This is a genomic window from Mitsuaria chitosanitabida ATCC BAA-476 = NBRC 102408 (assembly GCF_001598255.1).
In the GTDB taxonomy this organism is placed as follows: domain Bacteria; phylum Pseudomonadota; class Gammaproteobacteria; order Burkholderiales; family Burkholderiaceae_C; genus Roseateles; species Roseateles chitosanitabidus.
In genome coordinates this window covers 157,074-181,952 of sequence record NZ_BCYP01000033.1, presented here as the reverse complement: position 1 = coordinate 181,952, position 24,879 = coordinate 157,074, and the positions used below count along the sequence as shown (strand labels likewise).

Below are 24,879 nucleotides of genomic sequence, written 5' to 3'. Positions count from 1 at the left end.
ACGGAAGGGAGGCGGCGGATCAGGGCCTCAGATCGAGGCTCATCAGGTCCTTGGCGTAATAGCGGCCGTCGGACAGGCGGATCGCGCGCGGCAGGTGGCCGTAGCGGGTGAAGCCGGCGCGTCGGTAGAGCGCGATCGCCGGCTCGTTGCCGGCGGTGACGCTGAGCGTGAGCGTCTCCAGCAGCGGCTCGCGGCGCAGCATCTCCAGCGCCTGGCGCAGCAGCAGGCCGCCGATGCCGCGGCCGGCGTGGGCGTCGTCGACCATCATCCCGATCAGGTGCGCGACATGGCGGACCTTGACGCGGTTCTCGTGCTCGACGGTGAGCGCACCCACCAACTGGTCGCCGATCCAGGCGCCCAGCGTGAACAGGGACTTGCCGCCCGCCTGCGGATGCAGTCGCGCGCGGTAGCTGGTCGCCTCGCGGGCGCGCTCGGTGCTCGCGTCGGAGGTGAAGGCCTCCTCATGCCCGGCCAGCATCGCGTCGCGCAGCGCCTTGTAGGCGACGAGGTCCGGCTCGGTCAGCAGGCGAAGGCGGATCAGCGGCAGGTCCGCGACGCTCGCGGCACCAGCGGCACCAGCGGCATCAGCGGCACCAGCGGCGCCTGTCGCCCTGCTGGCGCCGGTGGTGCGGACAGCGCCAGTCGTGCTGGCGGCATCGGCGGGCGGAGGCGCCGCCTCAGCGGTCCCCGGGCGGGAGTCGTTCGAGTTGCTCAAGCTCGCTCCTGTCGTTGATGTTGGCGAAGGCTCTCTCGTCCTGAGGCCGGTCGAAGGCGACGAGCGCCAGGGGCAGCGTCCGCAGCCAGGCCTCGACGCGCCGCTCACCGGCGTGCAGCGCGGCCGCAAGCGTATCGCGATGGCGCACGTGGATCAGGCTCGCCAGCGGCTGACTGCGCAGCGGCAGCCCCGGCCCCTCACGACCGAGCGCCATCGCGGAGTCCAACTCCCTCTCCCGCGGGGCGGGAGAGGGCAGGGGAGAGGGTGGGAGCGTGACAGGACTCAATCCCTCGACGAGCCGCGTCAGCAAGTCCGCCGGCAGCCACGGGCTGTCGCCGCTGACGCAGAGCAGCCAGCCCTCGGGCTCGGTCCGCGCGAGCGCCTCCAGCCCGGCCAGCATCCCGGCGAGCGGCCCCGGAAAGTCGGGCAGCGTGTCGGCCAGGACCGGATGCCCGAAGCGCTCGTAGGCGTCCCGGTGCCGGTTGGCGCTGATCAGCACCCGCCCGTCCGTCTGTGGCGCGACGCGCTCGATCACATGCTCGACCAGCGGCCGACCGAGGAAGGCCTGCAGCGGCTTGTCCACGCCGCCCATGCGGGTGGCGCGGCCTCCGCAAAGGATGAGCGCGGTGGTGGCGTCGCGCGGGTCGCGCATCAGCCGCCGATGTAGTGCATCTCGACGCGCCGGGCCGAGCCGGCCTCGGCGGCGGGCATCGAGGCCCGCAGCTCGGAGTAGCGGTCGCCGCGCCGCGTCCACATCGTGCCCAGCGCGGCGGCGATCTCGTCGTCGGTGCGGGGCTCGCCGAGGGCGTCCCCGCGCAGCAGCCCGCGCAGGTCGTGACCGGCGCCGGCGAACAGGCAGGTGTAGAGCTGGCCCTCGGTCGAGAGCCGCGCCCGGTTGCAGTCGCCGCAGAAAGCCTGCGTGACGCTGGAGATCAGCCCGATCTCGCCGCTGCCGTCGGCATAGCCCCAGCGCGTGGCGGTCTCGCCCTCCGCGGTCGGGGCCAGCGGGATCAGGTCGGCGTCCTCGCGCAGGCGGGCCAGGACCTCGGAGGAGGGCAGCACCTCGTCCATGCGCCAGCCGTTGCTCATGCCGACGTCCATGTACTCGATGAAGCGTAGCGTCACGCCGGTGCCGCGGAAGTGGCGCGCCATCGGCAGGATCTGGTCGTCGTTGGTGCCGCGCTTGACCACCATGTTGACCTTGACCGGCGCCAGCCCCACGGCCTGCGCCCGGGCGATGCCCTCGAGCACGTCCGCGACCGGGAAGTCGACGTCGTTCATGCGGCGGAAGATCGCGTCGTCCAGCGCGTCCAGGCTGACGGTGATGCGCTGCAGGCCGGCGTCCTTGAGCGCCTGCGCCTTGCGCGCCAGCAGCGAGCCGTTGGTCGTCAGGGTGAGGTCCAGCAGCAGGCCCTCGGGCGTGCGGATCTCCGAGAGCTGGGCGATCAGCGATTCCAGGTTGCGCCGCAGCAGCGGCTCCCCGCCGGTCAGGCGCAGCTTCTGCACGCCCAGGCCCGCGAAGATGCGCGCGACGCGGGCGATCTCCTCCAGGCTGAGGACCTCGTTGCGGGGGAGGAAGGGGTAATGCTTGTCGAAGACGTCCTTCGGCATGCAGTAGCTGCAGCGGAAGTTGCAGCGGTCGGTGACGGAGATGCGCAGATCGCGCAGCGGCCGGCCGCGCGCGTCCAGCCAGGGGCCCGGGCGGGCGGGCGGCAGGGGCTGGGGCACGGTCAGCGCTCGCCCCGACTGGCGCAGGTCGAGCAGCGGGATCACTCCATCGGTCATGGGGTGGGATTGTGCCGCCGCGCGCGCGTCCCTGCCCGTCCGGGCGCTTTCGCGCGCGACTGTGCTCCCGCGGGAAGGCCCGCACTGTGCGCTTGTTCACCGCCGGGCCGGTCGATCGTCACCCTGTAGGACCTTCCACTTGCCGTACGGCGTCCTTGGGAGTCGAATCACGCTCCATGAGCTTGACCCCCACGACCGTGGTCCATGCGGACCTGGCCAGCTTCGTCTCCTTCGGCGAGGCCCTCACCGACATGATCCGCGTCGGTCCCGACGACTGGCGCAGCCGCAGTGGCGGATCGCCCTGGAACGTCGCCATCGCGATGTCGCGCCTGGGGCAGCTCAGCGCCTTCGCGGGCGGGCTGAGCAAGGACCCGTTCGGCCAGGACCTGTGGCAGGCCAGCGCCGACGCCTGCCTGGACCTGCGCTTCATCCAGCAGTTCGCCAAGTCCCCGCTGATCGCCTACGTCCACCAGGTCGATCCGCCCGAGTACGCCTTCGTCGGCGACGACAGCGCCGACCTGCACTTCCGCCCGCACGCGCTGCCCGCCGGCTGGCGGCGCGCGCTGCGCTGGGCCCATTTCGGCTCGATCAGCCTGACCCGCGAGCCGCTGGCCGCGCGGCTGATCGCGCTGGCCGAGTCGCTCAAGGACGAGGGCGTCAAGATCAGCTACGACCCCAACTACCGCATCACCATGGACTCGCGCTACGACCGCACGCTCGAGCGCATGTGCCGCATGGCCGACGTGATCAAGGTCTCCGACGAGGACCTGCGCGGGCTCTTCCGCAGCCGCGACCATCACCTGGGCCTGGCCCAGATCGCCGCCTGGAACCCCCGCGCGATCGTGATGCTGACGCTGGGCGAGCGCGGGGCGCAGCTCTTCCACCCCAAGGGCGACCTCAGCGCCGCGCCACCGCGGCTGGAGACCGTCGGCGACACCATCGGGGCGGGCGACGCGTCGATGGCCGGGCTGCTCTACAGCCTCATGAACGGCCCGCAGCACGACGCCGAGGAGCACCTGCGCTGGGCCGTCGCGGCCGGCGCGGCGGCGTGCTCGGGCACCAGCGTGCACGGGTTGACGGCCGGCCTGGTGAGCGCGCTGGTCGATCGCGTGGAGATCAAGCGGGCGGAACTGGCCTGAGCGCCGTCCCGGCGCGCGCCTCCGCTCAGCCCTCGTCGCGCCGGGTCGCCACCAGCGTTCTTGGACCGCCGACGGCGAGGCGGCGCCGGTCCGGCTCCTCTTCGCTCAGCGGGGAGACCTCCACCATGCTCGCCTTGCAGCGCAGCGCCAGGTCCTGGTAGGTCTCGGTGCCGGCGCGCTTCCAGCGGATCTCGTCCTCGGTCAGCGGCCGCACGACCTTGGCCGGCAGCCCCGCCACCAGCGATTTCTCCGGCAGCTTCAGCCCGGCGCGCACGAAGGCGCAGGCCGCGACGATGCTGTACGCGCCGACCTCGGCCTCGTCCATCACCACCGCGTTCATGCCCACCAGCGCGTCGTGCCGCACCACGCAGCCGTGCAGCACCGCGCCGTGGCCGATGTGGCCGTTGGTCTCGACCACCGTGTCCGAGTCCGGGAAGCCGTGGATCACGCAGGTGTCCTGCACGTTCACGCCTTCCATCAATCGGATGCGGCCGAAGTCGCCGCGCAGCGCGGCCACGGGACCGACGTAGCAGCCCGGTCCGACGATCACGTCCCCGATCAGCACCGCCGTCGGATGCACGTAGGCGCTGGGATGGACGACCGGGGACAAGCCGTCGATGGCGTAGCAGGGCATGCAGTCTCCTTGTCTGGATTCCTCGGCGGGAATCGCCTATTCGTTCCTGGTTCCGTCCCCGAACGGGCTCGGATCCCCGGGCGATTGTTGGCGGCTTCGCGGGTCAATGACGTGAATCTTGGTGGTAACCCTAGGTCATCGACCTTGTCGTGCGAGCGAATGACTCGTAGTATCTACCGACCGGTCGGTAAATAGAAGCCGATCAACAAAAGCTGAAAAAGCTGAATCCCCCTCAGGCCGAGGAGACAAGCCGAATGAGCACTGCCCACACGCCCGCCGCCGCTGGCGGCGCCGACGAGGCCCCGCTGCTGATCAGCACCGAAGGCGCGGTTCGCGTCCTGACGCTGAACCGGCCGCAGGCGCTGAACGCGTTCACCACCGGACTGCTGAGCCAGCTCCGGATCGCGCTGGACGAGGCCGCCACCGACGCGAACGTGCGGGCGGTGCTCATCACCGGTTCCGGCCGCGCCTTCTGCGCCGGCCAGGATCTGTCCGATCCCCACATCAAACCCGAATTCGACGAGCACACAGGCGAGGTCGACGTCCACCGCAAGCCCAAGGCCAAGGACATCGGCAACCTGCTCGACCATTACTACATCCCGCTCGCGCTGCGCCTGCGCAGCATGCCGGTGCCGACGATCTGCGCCGTCAACGGCGTGGCCGCGGGCGCCGGCGCCAATTTCGCGCTGGGCTGCGACCTGGTGCTGGCCGGGCAATCGGCATCGTTCATCCAGGCCTTCTCCAAGATCGGCCTGGTCCCCGACTGCGGCGGCACCTGGCTGCTGACGCGGCTCGTGGGCCGGGCGCGGGCCCTGCAGCTCGCGCTGCTGGGCGACAAGCTCCCCGCCGAGCAAGCCCAGCAATGGGGCCTGATCGCGCGCTGCGTGGCCGATGCGGACTTGATGTCCGAGGCCATGGTCGTCGCGCAGAAGCTGTCGAAGATGCCGACCCGCGCGCTGGTGCAGACGCGGCAGGCGCTGGACGCCTCGATGGACCTGGAATTCGAGGACGCCCTCAAGCTCGAGGCCCGGATGCAGAGCCAGCTCGGCTACGCGCACGACTACCTCGAGGGCGCGGCGGCCTTCCTGAGCAAGCGCCCCCCCGTCTTCAAGGACCGCTGATGAGCGCGCCCCTCGATCCCCAGCGCGTCGCCGAGGCGGTGCGCGACGTCATGTTCGCCAACGACCGCGCGTCGAAAGGCCTGGGCATGCGCATCGACGCGATCGCCCCGGGCAGCGCGACGCTGTCGATGACGGTGCGCGAGGACATGCTCAACGGCTTCGACATCTGCCACGGCGGCTTCGTGACCACGCTGGCCGATTCCTGTTTCGCCTTCGCCTGCAACTCGCACAACGAGATGACGGTGGCCTCGGGCTTCGCGATCGACATCGTCGCGCCCTCCCGAGCCGGTGACGTGCTGACGGCGCGCGCCAGCGAGATCTCGCTGTCCGGCCGCACCGGCGTCTACGACATCCGCATCACCAATCAACGCGACGAACTGATCGCGGTCTTCCGGGGCAAGTCCTATCGCATCAAGGGCAAGCCCGTGGTGCCGGACCTGGCGCCCGCGCGCTGAGCGCCTCGGAAGGACCAGGAGACAAGCCCCATGACGGTGAAGACCTTCCAGCCCGACGACCTCGAGCCCATCGAGCGCGCCAGCCAGGACGAACTCCGCGCGCTGCAACTGCAGCGCCTGCGCTGGTCGCTGCAACACGCCTACGAGAACGTGCCGCATTACAAGGCCGCGTTCGACGCCAAGGGCGTGCATCCCTCCGACCTCAAGGACCTGAGCGACCTGCGCCTGTTCCCGTTCACGACCAAGCAGGTCCTGCGCGACAACTATCCCTTCGGCCTCTTCGCCGTGCCGCGCGAGCAGGTCTCCCGCATCCACGCGTCCTCGGGCACGACCGGCAAGCCGACCGTGGTCGGCTACACGCAGCAGGACATCGACACCTGGGCGGATCTGGTGGCGCGCTCGCTGCGCGCCGCGGGCGCGCGCCGCGGCGACATCGTGCACGTGGCCTACGGCTACGGCCTGTTCACCGGCGGTCTGGGCGCGCATTACGGCGCCGAGCGCCTGGGCTGCACCGTCATCCCCATGTCCGGCGGCCAGACCGAGAAGCAGGTCCAGCTGATCCAGGACTTCAAGCCCGACCTGATCATGGTCACGCCCAGCTACATGCAGGTGCTGATCGAGGAATTCGTGCGCCAGGGCCTGGACCCGCGGGCGTCCTCGCTCAAGACTGGCGTCTTCGGCGCCGAGCCCTGGACCGAGGCCATGCGGCGCGAGATCGAGCAGAAGGCCGGCATCGACGCGGTCGACATCTACGGCCTGTCCGAGGTGATGGGGCCGGGGGTGGCCAGCGAGTGCATCGAGACCAAGGACGGTCCGGTGATCTGGGAGGACCACTTCTATCCCGAGATCATCGACCCCGAGACCGGCGAGGTCCTGCCCGAGGGCTCGGAAGGCGAGCTCGTCTTCACCTCGCTGAGCAAGCAGGCGCTGCCGGTGATCCGCTATCGCACGCGGGACCTGACGCGGCTGCTGCCGCCGACGGCGCGCAGCATGCGCCGCATGGGCAAGATCGTGGGCCGCAGCGACGACATGCTGATCATCCGCGGGGTCAACCTGTTCCCGACGCAGATCGAGGAACTGGTGCTCGCCGAGCCCGGGCTGTCGGGCCAGTACCAGATCGTCGTCAACCGCAGCGGTCATCTCGACGAGGTCGAGGTGCGCTGCGAGCTGTCGGCCTCCGGCGGCGACGCGGGCACGGCGTCCAAGTCGCTGCAGCACCGCATCAAGACGCTGATCGGCGTGTCGACCAAGGTCACCGTCGGCGCACCGGATTCGATCGAGCGGACCCTGGTCGGGAAAGCCCGGCGCGTCGTCGACAACCGTCCCAAGAGCAAGTAACCCGTCGGCGGGTCGGGCGGCGCTCCCACGAGGACGCCGCCGGGTCCGCGGCAAGCCGCCGCGCCGCATCGGCGGGCATGAGCAAGCAAGGAGCATCCATGTACACGCAAGCGATGAGCATCGGTCCCCAGGACCAGGCCGCCAAGCTGCAGACCGCCGAGGAGCAGCAGCGCGAGGAGGCCTTCGAGGCCCGCGTCGCCGAGGGCGACTTCATCGAGGCCAAGGACTGGATGCCCGAGCACTACCGCAAGACGCTGGTGCGGCAGATCAGCCAGCACGCGCATTCCGAGATCGTCGGCATGCTGCCCGAAGGCAACTGGATCACGCGCGCCCCCACGCTCAAGCGCAAGGCCATCCTGCTGGCCAAGGTGCAGGACGAGGGCGGGCACGGGCTCTACCTCTACTCCGCCGCCGAGACCCTGGGCACCAGCCGCGACCAGATGCTGGACGCGCTGCACACCGGCAAGGCCAAGTACAGCTCCATCTTCAACTACCCGACGCTGACCTGGGCCGACATCGGCGTGATCGGCTGGCTGGTGGACGGGGCGGCCATCATGAACCAGGTGCCGCTGTGCCGCTGCTCCTACGGCCCGTATGCCCGCGCGATGATCCGCATCTGCCGCGAGGAATCCTTCCATCAGCGCCAGGGCTACGAGAGCCTGCTGGTCATGATGCGCGAGGGCACCGACGCGCAGAAGGCCATGGTCCAGGACGCGGTGAACCGCTGGTGGTGGCCGTCGCTGATGATGTTCGGACCGGCGGACAAGGATTCGCCGAATTCGGAGCAGTCCATGCGCTGGGGCATCAAGCGGCTGACCAACGACGAGCTGCGTCAGAAGTTCGTCGACGCCACGGTGCCGCAGGCCGAGCTGCTGGGCGTGACGCTGCCCGATGCCGCGCTCCAGTGGAATGCCGAGCGCGACCACTACGACTTCGGCGCGATCGACTGGAACGAGTTCTGGCGCGTCGTCGGCGGCAACGGCCCCTGCAACACCGAGCGCCTGGCCGCGCGCGTCAAGGCCTGGGACGAGGGCGAGTGGGTGCGCGAGGCCGCGCTCGCCCATGCCCGCAAGCGCGCCACCGCGGCGCAGGCCGCCTGAGCGGATCGGTCGAGCGTCGACCCGGATTCCTCAGGTCCCCGTATCCATCGCGTTCTCCGCGTTCAGCGCCTTCCGCGACTCCAACGAATTTCCGAGCCCCTCATCATGAGCATCAACCAGCAAACCGGCGCCAATGAATGGCCCCTGTGGGAAGTCTTCGTCCGCAACAAGGCGGGCCTGGACCACAAGCACTGCGGCAGCCTGCACGCGCCCGACGCCAAGATGGCGCTGCAGATGGCGCGCGATGTCTACACTCGCCGCCAGGAGGGCGTGAGCATCTGGGTCGTGCCGTCCTCGGCCATCGTCGCCTCGGACCCGGGCGAGAAGTCCAGCTACTTCGATCCCATGGAGGACAAGGTGTACCGCCACCCGACCTTCTACGACCTGCCCCCGTCGCTGGACCACATGTGAGGACCGGACGATGACCGCTTCCATCCAACCCGGCGCACGCGCCGACGTCCACTACCTGCTGCGCCTGGGCGACGCCTGCCTGGTGCTGTCGCACCGGCTGTCCGAGTGGTGCGGCCACTCGCCCATCCTCGAGGAGGACCTGGCGCTGGGCAACATCGCGCTGGACCTGCTGGGCCAGGCCCGCGCGCTGCTGACGCGTGCCGGCCAGCTCAACGAGCAGCCGCTCGACGAGGACCAGCTCGCCTTCCTTCGCGAGGAGCGCCACTACCTGAACCCGGTGCTGATGGAGCTGCCGCGCGGCGACTTCGCCTTCACCCAGGCGCGCAACCTGGTCGCGGCCTGCTGGCTGCTGCCGCTGTGGACGCGGCTGCAGCACTCGTCGGACGCCGAGGTCGCCGCGATCGCGGCGAAGGCGGTCAAGGAAGTCCGCTATCACCTGCAGCACGCGGCCGAATGGGTCGTGCGCCTGGGCGACGGCAGCGAGGAGTCCACCCGCCGCATGCAGGCCGCGCTGACGCAGCTGTGGCCCTACGTGAACGAGCTCTTCGCGGCCGACGACGTGGACATCGCCGCCGACACCAGCGGCCTGGGCCCGACCTGGGCCTCGCTCAAGCCCGAGTGGGACGCGGCGATGGACGAGGTGCTGGCCGAGGCGCGATTGGCGCGTCCGAAGGACACGCCGCATGTCTACGCCGGCCGCCACGGCATCCACAGCGAGCACATGGGCCACATGCTCGCGACCATGCAGTCGCTGCAGCGCGCCTATCCCGGCGGCGTGTGGTGAATTCAGGATCGGGCATGAGCATGGCTTCCTCGTCCTCATCGTCGCCGTCGTCATTGCCGCCGTCGCTGCAGGATGCGCTGGCGTCCTTGACGCCGCTGACGCCGCTCACGCCGCAGAGGTCGTCGACGCGCGTCGGCCCCGCGGCGGGCGACGGCGCGAGCGACCTGGGCTGCGGGCGCTTGTCCGCCGCCTGGGAGGTGCTGTCGCAGGTGCTCGATCCCGAGGTGCCGGCGGTGTCGCTGGTGGAGCTGGGCATCGTGCGCGATCTGGTCGAGACGGCCGACGGCGTCGAGGTCGTGCTGACGCCGACTTACTCCGGCTGCCCGGCCACCGAGGCCATCGAGCAGAACGTGCGCGAGGCGCTGGCGCGCTTCGGCACGGTGACGATCACGATGCGGCGCGCCCCCGCCTGGACCACCGACTGGATCACCGACGAGGGCCGCGAGAAGCTGCGGCGCTACGGCATCGCGCCGCCCGCGCATCTGGGCGAGGGCGGCCAGGGCAGCGAAGGCCAGACCGCGAGCATCCGCATCATTCGCCGGCACGCGGGCGCCGCCATCGTTTGCCCGCGCTGCGGCAGCACGCACACCGAGCAGCTCTCGGCCTTCGGATCGACGGCCTGCAAGGCGCTGTACCGCTGCCTCGCCTGTCGCGAGCCCTTCGAACACTTCAAGCCGATCTGAGGCGTCGCTCCCCGTCGACAGGCGCCGCACGATCCCACCGATCACCGATCCACCGCATTCCGAGTCACGCCATGAGCCTGCACTTTCATCCGCTGCGCGTCAGCGCCAAGCATCAGGACACCGACGATGCCGTCGTGCTCTGCTTCGACGTGCCTGAAGCGCTGCGCGACACCTTCCGCTTCACGCAGGGGCAATACCTGACCCTGCGCGGCGACGTCGACGGCCAGGACCTGCGCCGCTCCTACTCCATCTGCGCGGGCATCGACGACGGCGAGCTGCGCGTGGGCGTGCGCAAGGTCGATGGCGGGGCCTTCTCCAGCTGGGTGCACGGCAGCCTGAAGGCCGGCGACGAGATCCAGGTCTTCCCGCCGCAGGGCCGCTTCCACGTGCCGGTGGATCCGGCGACGGCGCGGCATTACGTCGGCATCGCCGCGGGCTCGGGCATCACGCCCATCCTGTCCATCATGAAGACGGTGCTGGCGCGCGAACCCGGCAGCCGCTTCACGTTGATCTACGGGAACCGCCGCCCGGCCTCGACCATGTTCAAGGAAGAGCTCGAGGACCTGAAGAACCGCTACATGACGCGGCTGACGCTGCATCACGTGTTCTCGCGGGAGCACGTGGACTCGCCGCTGATGGCGGGCCGGCTGGACCGTGAGAAGCTGGCCGGCTTCCTGGCGGGTCCGGTGCCGGCGGGGACGATCGATCAGGTCTTCGTCTGCGGCCCCTTCGAGATGAACGAGCAGGCCGAGGCCGCGCTGCGCGAGGCCGGCGTGCCCGAGGAGCGCATCCACATCGAGCGCTTCGGCACGCCCGAGATGCAGACCGGCCGCCCGGCGCCGCACGAGGTGCACGCGGACGACGCCGAGGCCGCCAGGGTGGTGGTGATCCGCGACGGCGTGTCGCGCGAGATCGAGTTCCGCAAGAGCGATCCCAGCCTGCTGGACGCCGCGGCGCGGGCCGGCATGGACGTCCCGTTCTCGTGCAAGTCGGGGGTGTGCTCCACCTGCCGCTGCAAGTTGATCGACGGCGAGGTCAGGATGGATAAGAATTTCGCCCTCGAGAAGCACGAGGTCGCGGCCGGATTCATCCTCAGCTGTCAGGCGCATGCCCTGACCCCGCGTGTCGTGATCTCGTTCGACGAACGCTGACGCACAAGGAAAAGACCGTCCCATGGCCAGAGGTAGAGCTGCCGGATTCGATGCCACCCGCGAGGAGATCCTCGCCCAGGCCGCGCGCCTGTTCGCCAACCAGGGTTTCCCCGCGACCTCGATGAACCAGGTCGCCGAGGCCTGCGAGGTGAGCAAGCCCACGCTGTACCACTACGTCCGCGACAAGCACGAGCTGCTCGCGCAGATCTGCCAGAACCATCTGCAGCACCTGGTCGACCTGGTGGACGAGGTGACGGCCCAGGCCCTGGCGCCGGAGCCGCACCTGCGCGCGCTGATCCACCGCTTCGTGCAGGCCTATGGCGAGGCGCAGAACGAGCACCGCGTCCTGACCGAGGACCTGAAGTTCCTGGACGACGCGCACCGCGAGCGCATGGTCGCGGTCGAGCGCCAGGTGGTGGGCCGTTTCGCCGACGCCGTGGCCGCCGTGCGGCCGGAGCTGCGCGGCGCGCATCTGCACAAACCCTTGACCATGCTGCTGTTCGGCATGATCAACTGGACCTTCACCTGGCTGCGGCCGGACGGCGCGCTGACCTACGACGCGGTGGCGCCGATGGTGGCGGACCTGTTCTTCGGCGGGCTCGGCGCGGTGCGCACCGAGCTCACCGACCTGGCCTCGCGTCACGAGCGCGACAGTCTCGGCCAGGCCTCGCCGCAAGTCTCGTGAAGGCTTCGCGAGGGAGCATCGCCTGCGGCGATCGGGATGTATGAAGTCGCTGGAGTAGTACCTCGTTTGAATCTGCGTTCCTGAAAACATATTCCCAAGGAGACGACATGAAACGCATCGAGAAGACCCTGCTGGCGGTGGCCGGCGCCGCGCTGATGGGCGTGGGCGGCAGCGCCTGGGCCGACATCAACGTCGGCGTGACGGTCTCGGCCACGGGTCCGGCCGCGTCGCTGGGCATTCCGGAGAAGAACACCTTCGCGCTGATGCCCAAGACCATCGCGGGCCAGAAGGTCAACTACATCGTGCTGGACGACGCGTCCGACACCACGACCGCGGTGGCCAACACCCGCAAGCTGATCACCGAGCACAAGGTCGACGTGGTCGTCGGATCGACCGTCACGCCCAACTCGCTGGCGATGATCGACGCGGTGGCCGAGGCGCAGGTGCCGATGATCTCGATGGCGGCCTCGGCGCGCATCGTCGAGCCCATGGACGCGAAGAAGAAGTGGGTCTTCAAGACGCCGCAGAACGACATCATGATGGCCCTGGCCATCGCCAGCCACATGCAGGCGCAGGGCGTGAAGACGGTGGCCTACATCGGCTTCGCCGACGCCTACGGCGAGGGCTGGTACGGCGAGTTCAACAAGGTCGCCGCCAGCAAGGGCCTGAGCATCGTCGCCAACGAGCGCTACAACCGCACCGACACCTCGGTGACCGGCCAGGTGCTGAAGATCCTCGCGGCCAAGCCCGACGCGGTCCTGGTCGGCGGGAGCGGCACGCCGGCGGCGCTGCCGCAGAAGACGCTCAAGGAGCGCGGTTACGCCGGCAAGTACTACCAGACCCACGGCGTGGCCAACAACGACTTCCTGCGCGTCGGCGGCAAGGATGTCGAGGGCACCTTCCTGCCCTCGGGACCGGTGCTGGTCGTCGATCAGCTGCCGGCCGACCACCCGGCCAAGAAGAGCGCCAAGGCCTATGTGACCGAGTACGAGAAGGCCTATGGCAAGGGCAGCGTGTCGACCTTCGGCGGCCACGCCTGGGACGCGGGCCTGCTGCTGCAGGCGGCGATCCCGAACGCGCTCAAGAAGGGCCAGCCCGGCACGCCGCAGTTCCGCGCGGCGCTGCGCGATGCGCTCGAGGGCGTGAAGGAGCTGCCCGGCGCGCACGGCGTGTTCACGATGTCGCCGAACGACCACCTGGGTCTGGACCAGCGCGCTCGCGTCATGGTGAAGATCGAAGGCGGTACCTGGAAGTTCCAACCCTGATTTCGCGCACGCTCGGCTACTGCGCGGGCCGATCTTGAGCCTGCGGTGCTCGCCGTACGGGAGTACGGCTCCGCGCCTCAGGCCCAACCTCGACCCGCTCGCGACGCCGCTCGTACGCGAAATCCACCCTGCGCTTGACGCTGTTGAGCGGAGCGCGGCCCCTGTAGAAAGCTGTTCATGAGCGCCACCCCCATTCTTCAAAGCCTGATCGCCGGTCGCTGGATCGGCTCGACCGCCGCGCGCGGCCTGCACAGCGCCGTCAACGGCCGGCTGGTGGCGCAGACCCATGCCGAGGAGATCGACTTCGGCGAGAGCCTGCACTTCGCGCGCCATCAGGCGCTGCCCGCGCTGCTCGCGCTGGACTTCCAGCAGCGCGCCGCCATCCTGAAGGCGCTCGCCGCCTACCTGATGGAGCGCAAGGAAGCGCTCTACGCGATCTCCGCCCACACCGGCGCGACGCGGCCCGATTCCTGGATCGACATCGAAGGCGGCATCGGCACGCTCTTCGCCTATGCGTCCATGAGCCGCCGTGAGCTCCCCTCCAGCAACCTCGTCCACGAGGGCCCCGCGCAGGCGCTGGGCAAGGCGGGCCAGTTCATGGGCACCCACGTGCTGGTGCCCAAGCGCGGCGTCGCCGTGCACATCAATGCCTTCAACTTCCCGATGTGGGGGATGCTGGAGAAATTCGCGCCCAGCTTCGTCGCTGGCATGCCCTGCATCGTCAAGCCGGCCACCGCGACCAGCTATGTCGCCGAGGCCTGCGTGCGCCTGATCGAGCAGTCCGGCCTGCTGCCGGCCGGCGCGCTGCAGCTGATCGTCGGCGGCTCGGGCGACCTGCTGGACCGGCTGGAGGAGACGGACATCGTCACCTTCACCGGCTCGGCCGACACGGCCGCCCAGCTGCGCGTGAATCCGAACCTGATCCGCCGCTCGGTCCCGTTCAACGCCGAGGCGGACAGCCTGAATTGCTCGATCCTGGCGCCGGATGTCCAACCCGGAGATCCGGAGTTCGACCTCTTCGTCAAGGAAGTGCTGCGCGAGATGAGCGCCAAGGCCGGCCAGAAGTGCACGGCCATCCGCCGCGCCATCGTGCCGGCGGCGCAGATCGACGCGGTGGCCGCGGCGCTGCGCGAGCGCCTGGCCAAGATCAAGATCGGCGATCCGTCCGTGGAGGGCGTGCGCATGGGCGCGTTGGCGTCGAAGGCGCAGCAGGCCGACGTGGCCGAGCGCCTGGCGCTGCTGGCCCAGGGCAACGAGATCGTCTACGGCGAGCGCGACGGCTTCGCGCCGATCGGGGAGGGCGTCGGCGACGGCGCCTTCTTCCCGCCGACGCTGCTGCTGTGCCGCGACGCGATGCGCAACGAGGCGGTGCACAACGTCGAGGCCTTCGGCCCGGTGTCCACCCTGATGAGCTACGGCGACTTCGACGAGGCGCTGGCGCTCGCGGCCAAGGGCCGCGGCAGCCTGGTGGGCTCGGTGATCACCAAGACCCCGGCGCTGGCGGCGCAGGCCGTCTATCACGCGGCGGCCTTCCACGGCCGGCTGCTGGTGCTGGACCGCGACGCGGCCGGCGAATCGACGGGCCACGGATCGCCGCTGCCGATGCTCAAACACGGCGGCCCGGGCCGCGCGGGCGGCGGCGAGGAGCTCGGCGGCATCCGCGCGGTGCGGCATTACCTGCAGCGCTGCGCGGTGCAGGCCTCGCCGACCATGATGACGGCCATCACCGGCGAGTACGTGCGCGGCGGCAAGGTCACCGAGGACGCGATCCATCCGTTCCGCAAGTACTTCGAGGAAGTCCAGGTCGGCGACTCGCTGCTGACGCACCGCCGCACGGTGTCGGAGGCGGACATCGTCAACTTCGGCGGCATCAGCGGCGACTTCTTCTACATGCACTTCGACGAGGTGGCCGCCAAGGAGACGCAATTCGGGCAGCGCATCGCGCATGGCTACTTCGTGCTGTCGGCGGCGGCGGGGCTGTTCGTGTCGCCGGCGCCGGGACCGGTGCTGGCCAACTACGGGCTGGACACGCTGCGCTTCGTCAACCCGGTGGCGATCGGCGACACCATCCAGGCGCGCCTGACCTGCAAGCGCCGCATCGACCGCGGCAATCGCCCGGACCAGCCGCCGCAGGGCGTGGTCGCCTGGGACGTGCAGGTCACCAACCAGCGCGGTGAGCTCGTCGCGAGCTACGACATCCTGACGCTGGTCGCGAAGAAGACCGCCTGACCGGGGAGCGGCGACCGAGCACCGAGCGCCAAGCGCCAAGCGCGGTGCCGGCGCTTCCCATGCCGCCGGGCGCCGTGGATGGACAGGCCCGGGCACGGCGTCGGGAGGCGCCGCGCTCAGCGGCCGTTGCGCTCGTGGATGAGGTCGATCAGCGCGCGCAGCGCCTGCGGAATGTGCCGGTGGCCGGAGTAGTACAGGCACAGCGCCGGCATCGGCGGCGCCCAGTCGTCCAGCACGCGTCGCAGGCGGCCGCTGGCCAGATCCTCGGCGACATACCACTCGGCGACCTGCGCCAGCCCCAGCCCCTCGCGCGCGGCGGCCCGCATCATCAGCGCCGAATCCAGCACCATCGGTCCCGGCACGTCGATCGTCGTGATGGCGGCGGTCCTGGCGCGCCGGGACTTCAGGAAGTCCCAGGGCGAGGGCAAGCCGCTGGGCATGCGGGCGCGCAGGCAGGCGTGGCGGACCAGATCCGCCGGCTTCGCGGGCGTGCCGTGCCGTTCGAAGTAATCGGGCGTGCCGACGACCACTATGCGAAGCGGCTGGCCGATCTGCACGCGGATCATGTCGCGCGGCACTTGCGTGGCCAGCCGCAGCCCGGCGTCGAAGCCCTCGGCGACGATGTCCACCATGCGGCCCTCCGTCACGACGTCGAGCGTCACGCCGGGATGGCGCCGCAGGAACTCCGCGAGCACCGGCTGGAACACCATCAGCGCCGCGCCCAGCGAGCTGTTCAGGCGCAGCGTCCCGCCGGGCGGCCCAGCGCGATCGCCCGCGGCGGCCACCGCCTCCTGGATCTGCGTCACCGCGGGCCGGATGCGGTCGACGAAGGCGCGGCCGGCCTCGGTGAGCGAGACGCTGCGGGTGGTGCGATGGAACAGCCGCACGCCCAGGCGCGCCTCCAGCCCGGCGACGGCGTTGCTGACGGCGGAGGTGGACATCTCCAGCTCCACGGCGGCCGGCCGGAAGCCTTGGCGCCGCGCGACGGCGAGCACCACCTCGAACTCGGTCAGGCTGTCCTTCTGCATGGCGGGCCTCGTCGCTCTGTTTCGTGGATCGGCATGGACGCCATCCTAGCGTTTCGATTTCCGGGACGACCCATCTACCTTCGTATGGCTTATCGCGAAGGCCCCGGCTTCCTACATTGGCGACATCGGGCGAGGGATCGCGGCCCGCCCGGGCCGCGGGTTCCCCCTCGTCCTCCCTCCGAGAAGGAAGCGAATCATGTGGAATGTCGACCAGAGCTACATCGGCGGCCGTTTCGTCCCCACCGTCGGGGACGAGGTCGTCGACATCGTCAGCCCCGTCACCGAGGCCGTCATCGGCCGCGCGCGGCTGGCCAACGGCGAGGACGCGCGGCGCGCCATCGCGGCGGCGAAGCAGGCCCAGCCGGCCTTCGCTCGGGCCACCAAGGCCGAGCGGATCGCGCTGCTGGAACGGCTGCAGATGGCGATGCTGGCGCATGCCGACGAGATCCGCGACGCGACCATCCAGGAGTACGGCGGCCCGGTGGCGCGCTCGCAGTGGGTGGCCAACTTCGCGTCGCAGTGCTTCGGCGACGCGGCCCGGCTGCTGCCGACCTATGCCTTCGAGCGGCCGGCCGGGCTGGACGGTGTGTCCACGCTGGTGATGGAGCCGGTCGGGGTGAGCGGGCTCTACGCGCCCTGGAACGCGACCGCCGGCACCATGGCCAGCAAGCTGGCCGCGGCCATCGCCGCCGGCTGCGCCAGCGTCGTCAAGCCCAGCGAGCTGAGCCCGCTGCAGGCCGAGGTCTTCACGCGCGCGCTGCACCAGGCCGACCTGCCGCCGGGCGTGGTCAACGTGGTGACCGGCCGCGGCATCGACGCGGGCGCGGAGATCGGCACCCACCCGGACGTGGTCAAGCTGTCGTTCACCGGCTCGACGCCGACCGGCAAGCTGATCGCGCGCGCGGCGGTGGACACGATGAAGCGGGTCAGCCTGGCGCTGACGGGCAAGTCGGCCTCGCTGGTGCTGGACGACGCGGACCTGGCGTCCGCGATCCCGCTGGCCATCGGCACGGCCTTCATGAACAGCGGCCAGGCCTGCGTCGCCGGCACGCGCCTGCTGGTGCCGCGCGCGCGGATGGACGAGGTGATCGAGCGGGTGAGGGCGGCCGTCGCGGCGCTGAAGGTCGGTGATCCGGCGGACCCGGCGACGATGGTCGGCCCGATGGTCAGTCGCGCGCAGTACGACCGCATCCAGCACTTCATCCGGCGCGGCCTCGAGCAGGGGGCGACGCTGATCGCCGGCGGCGAGGGCCGACCCGAGGGGCTGGCCCGGGGCTGGTTCGTGCGGCCGACGGTGTTCGCCGACGTGCGCAACGACATGGACATCGCGCGCGAGGAGATCTTCGGCCCGGTGCTGTCCATCATCCCGGTGGACTCGGAGGAGGACGCGATCGCGATCGCCAACGACTCGCCCTACGGCCTGCACGCCTACGTGTTCTCGACCGACAGCTTCCACGCGGGCCGCGTCGCCGCGCGGCTGCAGGCGGGCACGGTGCTGATCAACCGAGTCGCGCCGGACCTGCTGGCGCCGTTTGGCGGCGTCAAGCAGTCGGGCGTGGGCCGCGAGTTCGGCGTGGCCGGCCTCGAGGCCTTCCTCGAACCGAAGACCATCACGCGCGGCTGAGCTGCAGGGCGACCGAGCCGCCGAATCGCCGAATCGCCGAGCCAACGAGCCAACGAACGGACCAGCAATCGGATGATCGGGCCATCGGATCGGGTCATCGGCAAAGCCGAACGGCCGGGTCCGAACTTCGACCTTGAGCGGGCGCGGCGCGGCGCCCACACTGCGGCCTTTCGTCAATCGGATCGAGGAACGACCGTGGAAGCGCTCAGCACGCCGGTGATTGCCGGGCTCCTGTTCACCGCGACATTGGCCGCCGTGGCCCTGATGGCCTGGAAGGGTGACAGCGAGCGCCGCGACGTCACTTTCCTCGCGTCGGCCGCCGGGCTGGGCGGCGTCTGCACGGTCGTGGCTGCCGTGCTGCTCTGAGGTTCGCACGCCCGGATACGACCCGTTGCCAATGCGACGCCCATGGCGTCCGTGGGTGAATGGCGGGCGCGCCAGAATGGCCTGTCGCCGGCGGAGTCCGGTCCAGGAGCGGAGGGGAGGGCATGCGGGTCTTGCTCGTCGAGGATTCGGAGTTCATTCGCCAGCAGTTCCTGCGGCTGTTCGACGAGGTCGGCTTCGTGACCGTCGTCGGCTATGCGGACCGCGAGGACGACGCGGTCGCCGCGATCGCGACGCTCCAGCCGGACGTGGTGCTGGTCGATCTCAACCTGCAGGGCGGCTCCGGCATGCATGTGCTGAGCCGCGCGCGGCAGGAGGGCTACACCGGCAAGCTGTTCGTGCTCAGCAGCCGCGATCCCGACTTCTACCGCGCGCTGTGCGAGCGTCACGGCGCCGATGGGTTCTACGACAAGGCGCATGAACAGGGACAGCTGATCGCGGACCTGAAGGCCCTGGCGGCCGCTGGCCCATCAAACTAGTCCTTCCAGCGATCCAGCACCCATCGCAGCACGGCGAGCGCCACGATGCCGCCGAGCATGAAGAGACGAGGCTCCCCGACGTTCATCGACGCGAGGACGATCGTCGCGAGGAAGGTGGTGAGGATGAGATCGCGATGCATGCGGGAAGGTCGTCGTGGGCCCGTGTGCATCGTTGCCGCGAGGTCTGCTGTCTTCAATGGCCCGAGTTTGCGGTGTCCGTCCCCGCGAAACCCCGCTGAAACCGGACGACCCACGGCGGTCCTTAGAATCGCTGCTCCCAAGCGATGACGCCCCGATGACCGGGCGATGACGATGACAGCTGCTGTTCGGACCGCTTCGAGCCCTTCTTCCGGGGCGCCGGTCGTGATCGTGGGTGCCGGCCTGGCCGGATTGACCGTGGCCCTGCACCTCGCCGAACAGGCGCCGGTCATCGTGCTCGCCAAGCGCGAGCTCCATGAGGCCGCCACGGCCTGGGCCCAGGGCGGCATCGTCGGCGTGCTCGGCTCTGACGACAGCATCGACAGCCATGTCCGCGACACGCAGGACGCCGGCGCCGGACTGGTCGACGAGATCACCGCCCGCTTCATCGCCGAGCGCAGCGCCGACGCGGTGGGCTGGCTGGTCGAGCAGGGCGTGCCCTTCACGCCCGACGAGCAGGGCCCGCTGGGCCTGCACCTGACGCGCGAGGGCGGCCATGCGGTGCGCCGCATCGCCCACGCCGCCGACGCCACCGGCAAGGCCATCCACGACGCGCTGCTGGCCAAGGCCAAGGCCCACCCCAACATCGAGCTGCGCGAGCGCTGGATGGCGCTGGACCTGATCACCTCCCGCCACGTGCAGCGCCACGAGCAGTCGCGCTGCTATGGCATCTACGCGCTGGACATGGACGCCGGCCGCGTCGAGACCATCGCCGCGCGCGCCGTCGTGATGGCCACCGGCGGCGCCGGCAAGGTCTACCGCTACACGACCAATCCGGACACCTCCACCGGCGACGGCATCGCCATGGCCTGGCGCGCGGGCTGCCGCATCGCCAACATGGAGTTCATCCAGTTCCACCCGACCTGCCTGTACCACCCGCAGGAACGCAGCTTCCTCATCACCGAGGCGCTGCGCGGCGAGGGCGGCCATCTGAAGCTGCCGGACGGCACGCGCTTCATGGCCGCGCACGACGAGCGCATGGAGCTCGCGCCGCGCGACGTGGTCGCCCGCGCGATCGACTTCGAGATGAAGAAGCACGGCCTGGACCATGTGTGGCTGGACGCCACGCACCTGGGCGAGGCCTTCCTCAAGGAACACTTCCCGACCATCCACGCGCGCTGCCTGGCGCTGGGCATCGACATCGCGCGCCAGCCCATCCCGGTCGTGCCGGCGGTGCACTTCACCTGCGGCGGCGTGGTCTCGGACCTGCACGGCCGCGCCGACCTCCCGGGCCTCTACACGGTGGGCGAGACCGCCTACACCGGCCTGCACGGCGCGAACCGCCTGGCCAGCAACTCGCTGCTGGAATGCGTGGTGCTGGGCCGCACCTGCGCCACCGACATCCTGTCGCAGCCCCCGCAGGAACCGGCGCCGCTGCCGGGCTGGGACGAGAGCCAGGTCGAGGACGCGGACGAGCAGGTCGTCATCGCCCACAACTGGGACGAGCTGCGCCTGCTGATGTGGAACTACGTCGGCATCGTGCGCACGACCAAGCGGCTGCAGCGCGCGCTGCATCGGATCGACCTGCTGCGCGCCGAGATCGACGACTACTACGCCAACTTCCGCGTCTCCCGCGATCTGCTGGAGCTGCGCAATCTGGTGGACTGCGCCGAGCTGATCGTGCGCTCCGCGCTGCTGCGGCACGAGAGCCGGGGCCTGCACTACAGCCGCGACTATCCGCGGACGCTCCCGGCCAGCCTGCCGACGGTGCTGGTGCGCAACGGCGAGACGCGTTGACCAGGGCGCCCGCCGCGGCCTCGAGGCGGGCGATGGCGCTGGCCCTGGAGGTGCGGCTCAGCGCGGCTTGGAGCGCAGCACGCTGCGCGCCTGCACGAAGTTGAAGGCGTAGCCGACGGCCTCCTTGATGGCGGCGTCGACGTCCAGCCGTTCCTGCTCGGTGAGGTAGAACGAATAGTCGACCGCGTGCCGGATGTAGCGCGGCGGCAGGCGGTTCAGCGCGACGCAGGCCACATCGGCCAGCAGCTCGGAGTTGCGATGGATCTCGGGATATTGCGTCGCGGTGTCCATGACCGCGGCGAAGACTTCGCGTTCGTGATGGTTGTAGAGCGAGGTGAAGTCCATGGCGCGTCCTGCGGATGACGGGGGAATGGCCACAGCATAGGCCCCGCGATGCGCAAATGAGAAGCCCCCGCGGACACTCGTTCACGCGGGGGCTTGGAGGCGTGGCCCTCGACGGGCCCGGTCGGCGGTGGCGTCCGTCGCCACGCCGGTCGAGCCCGCGGCACGGGCGTCAGCTCAGGCGGCGCCGATGCCCGGCACCATCGCGCCGGCGGCCTGACCGGCCTGCTTCGCCTTGAGCGCGGCCGTGAAGTCCAGCATGCGCTCGATGCACGACAGCGCCTTGGCGCGGGTCGGCTCCTCGACGAAGATCTCGCCGGTGCCGCGCTCCAGGCAATCGACGATGCCTTGCAGGCCGTTCATCGCCATCCACGGGCAATGCGCGCAGCTCTTGCAGCTGGCGCTGTTGCCGGCCGTCGGCGCCTCGATCAGCACCTTGCCCGGCGCCAGCTGGCGCATCGCATGCAGGATGCCCTTGTCGGTGGCGACCACGTACTCACGCGCCTTGCCCTCGACCACCGCCTTGATCAGCGCCGAGGTCGAGCCCACCACGTCCGCCTGCGCCACCACCGAGGCCGGCGACTCCGGATGCACCAGGATCATCGCGTCGGGGTGTTCCTGGCGCAGCAGTTCCAGCTCCAGGCCCTTGAACTCGTCGTGGACGATGCAGGCACCGTTCCACATCAGCATGTCGGCGCCGGTCTGCTCCTGGATGTAGCGGCCCAGGTGACGGTCGGGCGCCCACAGGATCTTCTCGCCGCGGGCCTTGAGCTCGGACACGATCTCCAGCGCGCAGGAACTCGTGACCATCCAGTCCGCGCGCGCCTTCACGGCGGCGCTGGTGTTGGCGTAGACGACGACGGTGCGATCGGGATTCGCGTCGCAGAAGGCGTTGAAGTCCTCGGCCGGGCAGCCCAGGTCCAGCGAGCAGGTCGCGTCCAGATCGGGCATCAGCACGCGCTTCTCGGGGCTGAGGATCTTGGCGCTCTCGCCCATGAACTTCACGCCGGCGACGACCAGCGTCTGCGCCGCGTGGTCGCGGCCGAAGCGCGCCATCTCCAGCGAGTCCGACACGATGCCGCCGGTCTCCTGCGCCAGGTCCTGCAAGTCGCCGTCGACGTAGTAATGGGCGACCAGCACGGCCCCCTTGGCCTTGAGCAGCTCGGCGGCGCGGGCCTTGAGTTGTTGGCGCTGGGGGGCGGTCAGCGGTGCCGGCACCTTGGCCCAGGCATGGGCGGTGCAGGTGGCGCCTTCGGCGTCCTGGCGGGCGAAGTCGTAGAGAACCTGATCCATAGGGGCGGGATTGTAGGGAGACGGGCGAGGGCGCTTTCAGCCCTGGCCGAAAAACCGGCTCGGCGGCATGCCCACCGTGCGGGTGACCATGGCGGTGAAGGCGCTGGCGCTGGCATAGCCCAGCTCGGCGGCGATCAGCTGCATGGGCTTCTTCTGCGCCGCCAGCCGCAGCGCCTCGGCCAGCAGCGCCTGCTGGCGCCATTGGGCATAGCTGCTGCCCAGCTCCTGCCGGAACAGTCGCGACACGGTGCGCGCGCTGGCGCCGACCTCGGCCGCCCAGTCGTCCAGGCTGGCGTGGCGCATGGGCTCGGCCAGCACCGCCTCGCAGAGCCGGCGCAGGCGCTTGTCCGCCGGCAGCGCGACGCCCAGCTGCAGGCTGCGGGCGCGGTGGATCTCGTCCAGGATCAGCTTGCCGAGCCAGACCTCGCGGTCGGTGACCGCGTCGCCGGGTTCGATCTCGTCGCGGGCCAACTGCACGACCAGCTCGCGCAGCAGCGGGGAGACCTCCAGCACCCGGTTCTCGTGCCAGACCTCGGCGTCATCGGGCGGTGTCAGCAGGTAGAGGGTGCGCAGCTCGCAGCGCTCGACGGCGGTGACGGCGTGGATCACGCCGGCCGGGATCCAGACCGCGCGCGAGGGCGGCACCAGGAAGGTCGCCCGGTCCGTGCTGACGCGCACGACGCCGGACACCGAGAACACCAGCTGGCCCCAGAGATGGAAGTGCGCCTGGATGTCCATGTCGCCGGCCATGCTGCGGGACTTGGCGCGCACCGGGCGCTGTGCGCTGGGGGCGAAGCGGCGCGGGTCCAGCGGCGGCACGCTGGAGCGGCCCGGCACCTGGCCGTCGGAGGACGGCATCAGCCGGCGCGGCCGCGGCGCCGCCGCGCGGGACGCGCTCCGCCTCGGGGACGGCGCCGGGCCGGACGAGGCCTCACGGGTCTGCGTCGATTGCCGGAGCGATGCGGGTGGTCGGGTCATGGCTGAAATTCGACAGAAGTTGTCCGGCTATCGTAATTCCGTCGTGGCGGCCCTGTCACCATGTCGCCCATGAACACCGCCACCACCACCGCCACCGGCGCCGCCCTCGGGCTCAGCGCCGAGCAGAGCGCCAAGCGAGACATCCAGACCATCAGCCTGATCGGTCTGGCCCACGGCACCTCCCACTTCTTCCACATGCTGCTGCCGCCGCTGTTCCCCGTGTTCATGCGGGAGTTCGGCCTGAGCTACTCGGAGCTGGGCCTGCTGGTGACGATCTTCTTCGTCATCTCGGGCGTGGGGCAGGCGCTGTCGGGCTTCCTGGTGGACAAGACCGGCGCGCGGCCGGTGCTGTTCGTGGCGCTGGGCTGCTTCGTGCTGGCCTCGCTGGCGGCGGGCACGGCGCAGGGCTTCAGCGGGCTGGCCTTGGCGGCGGCGCTGGCGGGGCTGGGCAACTCGCCCTTCCACCCGGTGGACTTCACCATCCTGAACAAGCGCGTGTCGCAGCAGCGGCTGGGGCACGCGTTCTCGGTGCACGGCATCACCGGCAACCTGGGCTGGGCGCTGGCGCCGGTGCTGCTGATCTCGGTCCATGAGGCCACCGGGCACTGGCGCTACGCCTACGCCGCGACGGCGCTGTGGGCGCTGATCGTGATCGCGTTGCTGGCCTTCAAGCGCGACGCGATCGACGACCGGCAGGGCTCGTGGGGCCATGAGAAGGCCGGCGCGGCGAAGGCGCCCGTGGACGAGCACCCGATGGCCTTCCTGAAGCTGCCCTCGGTGTGGCTGTGCTTCTCGTTCTTCTTCTTCACGACCGCGGCGCTGAGCGCGATCCAGAGCTTCTCCTCGCCGGCGTTGTCGGCGATGTACGGCCTGAGCCTGGCGAGCACCGCCTTCGTGGTGACCGGCTACATGCTGGCCGGCGCGGCGGGCATGATCGTGGGTGGCTTCCTGGTGGCGAAGTCGCAGAACCTGGAGCGCAACATCGCCGGCGCGATGGCGGCGGCCGCGGCCTTGCTGGCGCTGACGGCGACCGGCTGGCTGCCGGCGAGCCTGGCCTTGGTGGCGGCCGCGACGGCCGGATTCGGCACGGGCCTGGCGGGACCCTCGCGGGACATGCTGATCAAGCGCGCGGCGCCTCCCGGGGCGACGGGGCGGGTGTACGGCACGGTGTACTCGGGCCTGGACGTGGGCTTCGCGACGGCCGCGCCGATCTTCGGCGCGATGATGGACCGCCACTGGAACAACGGCGTGTTCTGGGGCGCGTCGATCGCGCTGCTGATGGGCATCGCGGCGGCGAGCGTGGTGCGCAAGGCCTGACCCT

General features: G+C 70.3%; 26 protein-coding genes. 17 read left to right on the top strand and 9 right to left on the bottom strand.

Annotated features, from left to right (window positions below):
* Positions 1-19: 19 nt before the first annotated feature.
* From MCHT01_RS20195 to moaA, 3 genes are read right to left on the bottom strand one after another with little or no spacing between them, the layout of a single operon-like run.
* Entirely contained in the window at positions 20-715 is a 696-nt protein-coding gene (locus MCHT01_RS20195) for a GNAT family N-acetyltransferase (RefSeq protein ID WP_067067902.1), read from the bottom strand.
* The gene (mobA, locus tag MCHT01_RS20190; RefSeq protein WP_067067899.1) at positions 678-1,367 is read right to left on the bottom strand and encodes a molybdenum cofactor guanylyltransferase; all 690 of its coding nucleotides are present in this window, start codon (positions 1,365-1,367) and stop codon (positions 678-680) included. The genes MCHT01_RS20195 and mobA overlap by 38 nt, the downstream gene beginning before the upstream one ends.
* On the bottom strand, positions 1,367-2,500 hold the full coding sequence (gene moaA, locus MCHT01_RS20185; RefSeq protein WP_067067897.1) for a GTP 3',8-cyclase MoaA: 1,134 nt from the start codon (positions 2,498-2,500) through the stop codon (positions 1,367-1,369). The genes mobA and moaA overlap by 1 nt, the downstream gene beginning before the upstream one ends.
* 176 nt (positions 2,501-2,676) lie before the next feature.
* Here moaA and MCHT01_RS20180 point away from each other — a divergent pair, with 176 nt between their 5' ends.
* Positions 2,677-3,639, top strand: a complete 963-nt coding sequence (locus tag MCHT01_RS20180) for a carbohydrate kinase family protein (protein ID WP_148661631.1) — start codon at positions 2,677-2,679, stop codon at positions 3,637-3,639.
* A 25-nt stretch (positions 3,640-3,664) separates the two neighbouring features.
* Here the strand turns inward: MCHT01_RS20180 and MCHT01_RS20175 are convergent, their stop codons facing one another.
* The gene (locus MCHT01_RS20175) at positions 3,665-4,273 is read right to left on the bottom strand and encodes a phenylacetic acid degradation protein PaaY (RefSeq protein ID WP_067067895.1); all 609 of its coding nucleotides are present in this window, start codon (positions 4,271-4,273) and stop codon (positions 3,665-3,667) included.
* A 254-nt stretch (positions 4,274-4,527) separates the two neighbouring features.
* Here MCHT01_RS20175 and MCHT01_RS20170 point away from each other — a divergent pair, with 254 nt between their 5' ends.
* The 11 genes from MCHT01_RS20170 to paaZ all read left to right on the top strand — a co-directional run bounded on the left by MCHT01_RS20170 (position 4,528) and on the right by paaZ (position 15,495).
* Positions 4,528-5,394, top strand: a complete 867-nt coding sequence (locus tag MCHT01_RS20170; RefSeq protein WP_067067892.1) for an enoyl-CoA hydratase-related protein — start codon at positions 4,528-4,530, stop codon at positions 5,392-5,394.
* Positions 5,394-5,849, top strand: coding sequence for a hydroxyphenylacetyl-CoA thioesterase PaaI (gene paaI / locus MCHT01_RS20165; protein WP_067067890.1), 456 nt, complete (start codon positions 5,394-5,396; stop codon positions 5,847-5,849). Before MCHT01_RS20170 ends, paaI begins: the two co-directional genes overlap by 1 nt.
* Positions 5,850-5,879: 30 nt before the next feature.
* Positions 5,880-7,187, top strand: coding sequence for a phenylacetate--CoA ligase PaaK (paaK, locus tag MCHT01_RS20160; RefSeq protein WP_067067887.1), 1,308 nt, complete (start codon positions 5,880-5,882; stop codon positions 7,185-7,187).
* A gap of 98 nt (positions 7,188-7,285) precedes the next feature.
* Positions 7,286-8,287, top strand: a complete 1,002-nt coding sequence (gene paaA / locus MCHT01_RS20155) for a 1,2-phenylacetyl-CoA epoxidase subunit PaaA (protein ID WP_067067886.1) — start codon at positions 7,286-7,288, stop codon at positions 8,285-8,287.
* A gap of 105 nt (positions 8,288-8,392) precedes the next feature.
* On the top strand, positions 8,393-8,698 hold the full coding sequence (paaB, locus tag MCHT01_RS20150; RefSeq protein WP_067067883.1) for a 1,2-phenylacetyl-CoA epoxidase subunit PaaB: 306 nt from the start codon (positions 8,393-8,395) through the stop codon (positions 8,696-8,698).
* A gap of 10 nt (positions 8,699-8,708) precedes the next feature.
* A complete protein-coding gene (paaC, locus tag MCHT01_RS20145; RefSeq protein WP_067067881.1) occupies positions 8,709-9,482 on the top strand; it encodes a 1,2-phenylacetyl-CoA epoxidase subunit PaaC in 774 nt (257 codons plus the stop codon).
* Positions 9,483-9,502: 20 nt separating this feature from the next.
* On the top strand, positions 9,503-10,165 hold the full coding sequence (gene paaD / locus MCHT01_RS20140; RefSeq protein ID WP_084453099.1) for a 1,2-phenylacetyl-CoA epoxidase subunit PaaD: 663 nt from the start codon (positions 9,503-9,505) through the stop codon (positions 10,163-10,165).
* Positions 10,166-10,236: 71 nt separating this feature from the next.
* Positions 10,237-11,316 (top strand): 1,2-phenylacetyl-CoA epoxidase subunit PaaE, encoded by a 1,080-nt coding sequence (paaE, locus tag MCHT01_RS20135; RefSeq protein WP_067067878.1) that lies wholly within the window; start codon positions 10,237-10,239, stop codon positions 11,314-11,316.
* Positions 11,317-11,338: 22 nt separating this feature from the next.
* The gene (locus tag MCHT01_RS20130; RefSeq protein ID WP_067067876.1) at positions 11,339-12,001 is read left to right on the top strand and encodes a TetR/AcrR family transcriptional regulator; all 663 of its coding nucleotides are present in this window, start codon (positions 11,339-11,341) and stop codon (positions 11,999-12,001) included.
* A gap of 107 nt (positions 12,002-12,108) precedes the next feature.
* The gene (locus MCHT01_RS20125) at positions 12,109-13,266 is read left to right on the top strand and encodes an ABC transporter substrate-binding protein (RefSeq protein ID WP_067067874.1); all 1,158 of its coding nucleotides are present in this window, start codon (positions 12,109-12,111) and stop codon (positions 13,264-13,266) included.
* 177 nt (positions 13,267-13,443) lie between these two features.
* Complete coding sequence (gene paaZ, locus MCHT01_RS20120) at positions 13,444-15,495, top strand: phenylacetic acid degradation bifunctional protein PaaZ (protein WP_067067872.1); 2,052 nt, start codon at positions 13,444-13,446, stop codon at positions 15,493-15,495.
* A 116-nt stretch (positions 15,496-15,611) separates the two neighbouring features.
* Here paaZ and MCHT01_RS20115 read toward each other — a convergent pair whose 3' ends face one another.
* Positions 15,612-16,523: a LysR family transcriptional regulator gene (locus tag MCHT01_RS20115; protein WP_067067870.1), complete on the bottom strand. Its 912-nt coding sequence runs from the start codon at positions 16,521-16,523 to the stop codon at positions 15,612-15,614.
* A gap of 196 nt (positions 16,524-16,719) precedes the next feature.
* Between MCHT01_RS20115 and MCHT01_RS20110 the strand changes: the two genes are divergently transcribed.
* The 3 genes from MCHT01_RS20110 (at position 16,720) to MCHT01_RS20105 (ending at position 19,010) form a co-directional block, all read left to right on the top strand.
* Positions 16,720-18,147 carry an aldehyde dehydrogenase family protein gene (locus tag MCHT01_RS20110; protein ID WP_067067868.1) on the top strand — a complete coding sequence of 476 codons (1,428 nt, stop codon included), beginning with the start codon at positions 16,720-16,722 and terminating at the stop codon, positions 18,145-18,147.
* Between the two features lie 195 nt (positions 18,148-18,342).
* Positions 18,343-18,513 (top strand): hypothetical protein, encoded by a 171-nt coding sequence (locus MCHT01_RS26860; RefSeq protein ID WP_169806169.1) that lies wholly within the window; start codon positions 18,343-18,345, stop codon positions 18,511-18,513.
* A 122-nt stretch (positions 18,514-18,635) separates the two neighbouring features.
* Positions 18,636-19,010, top strand: a complete 375-nt coding sequence (locus MCHT01_RS20105; RefSeq protein ID WP_067067865.1) for a response regulator — start codon at positions 18,636-18,638, stop codon at positions 19,008-19,010.
* Here MCHT01_RS20105 and MCHT01_RS26855 read toward each other — a convergent pair.
* On the bottom strand, positions 19,007-19,150 hold the full coding sequence (locus tag MCHT01_RS26855) for a hypothetical protein (protein ID WP_169806174.1): 144 nt from the start codon (positions 19,148-19,150) through the stop codon (positions 19,007-19,009). The genes MCHT01_RS20105 and MCHT01_RS26855 overlap by 4 nt on opposite strands.
* 172 nt (positions 19,151-19,322) lie before the next feature.
* Between MCHT01_RS26855 and nadB the strand changes: the two genes are divergently transcribed.
* Positions 19,323-20,945 carry an L-aspartate oxidase gene (gene nadB / locus MCHT01_RS20100; protein WP_067068083.1) on the top strand — a complete coding sequence of 541 codons (1,623 nt, stop codon included), beginning with the start codon at positions 19,323-19,325 and terminating at the stop codon, positions 20,943-20,945.
* Between the two features lie 57 nt (positions 20,946-21,002).
* Here nadB and MCHT01_RS20095 read toward each other — a convergent pair whose 3' ends face one another.
* From MCHT01_RS20095 to MCHT01_RS20085, 3 genes are all read right to left on the bottom strand, one after another.
* Positions 21,003-21,290 (bottom strand): late competence development ComFB family protein, encoded by a 288-nt coding sequence (locus MCHT01_RS20095; RefSeq protein WP_067067862.1) that lies wholly within the window; start codon positions 21,288-21,290, stop codon positions 21,003-21,005.
* A 174-nt stretch (positions 21,291-21,464) separates the two neighbouring features.
* The gene (gene nadA / locus MCHT01_RS20090; protein ID WP_067067859.1) at positions 21,465-22,580 is read right to left on the bottom strand and encodes a quinolinate synthase NadA; all 1,116 of its coding nucleotides are present in this window, start codon (positions 22,578-22,580) and stop codon (positions 21,465-21,467) included.
* A gap of 36 nt (positions 22,581-22,616) precedes the next feature.
* Positions 22,617-23,438, bottom strand: coding sequence for an AraC family transcriptional regulator (locus MCHT01_RS20085; RefSeq protein ID WP_067067857.1), 822 nt, complete (start codon positions 23,436-23,438; stop codon positions 22,617-22,619).
* A gap of 189 nt (positions 23,439-23,627) precedes the next feature.
* Between MCHT01_RS20085 and MCHT01_RS20080 the strand changes: the two genes are divergently transcribed.
* A complete protein-coding gene (locus MCHT01_RS20080; RefSeq protein WP_067068081.1) occupies positions 23,628-24,875 on the top strand; it encodes an MFS transporter in 1,248 nt (415 codons plus the stop codon).
* The last annotated feature ends 4 nt before the right edge of the window (positions 24,876-24,879 follow it).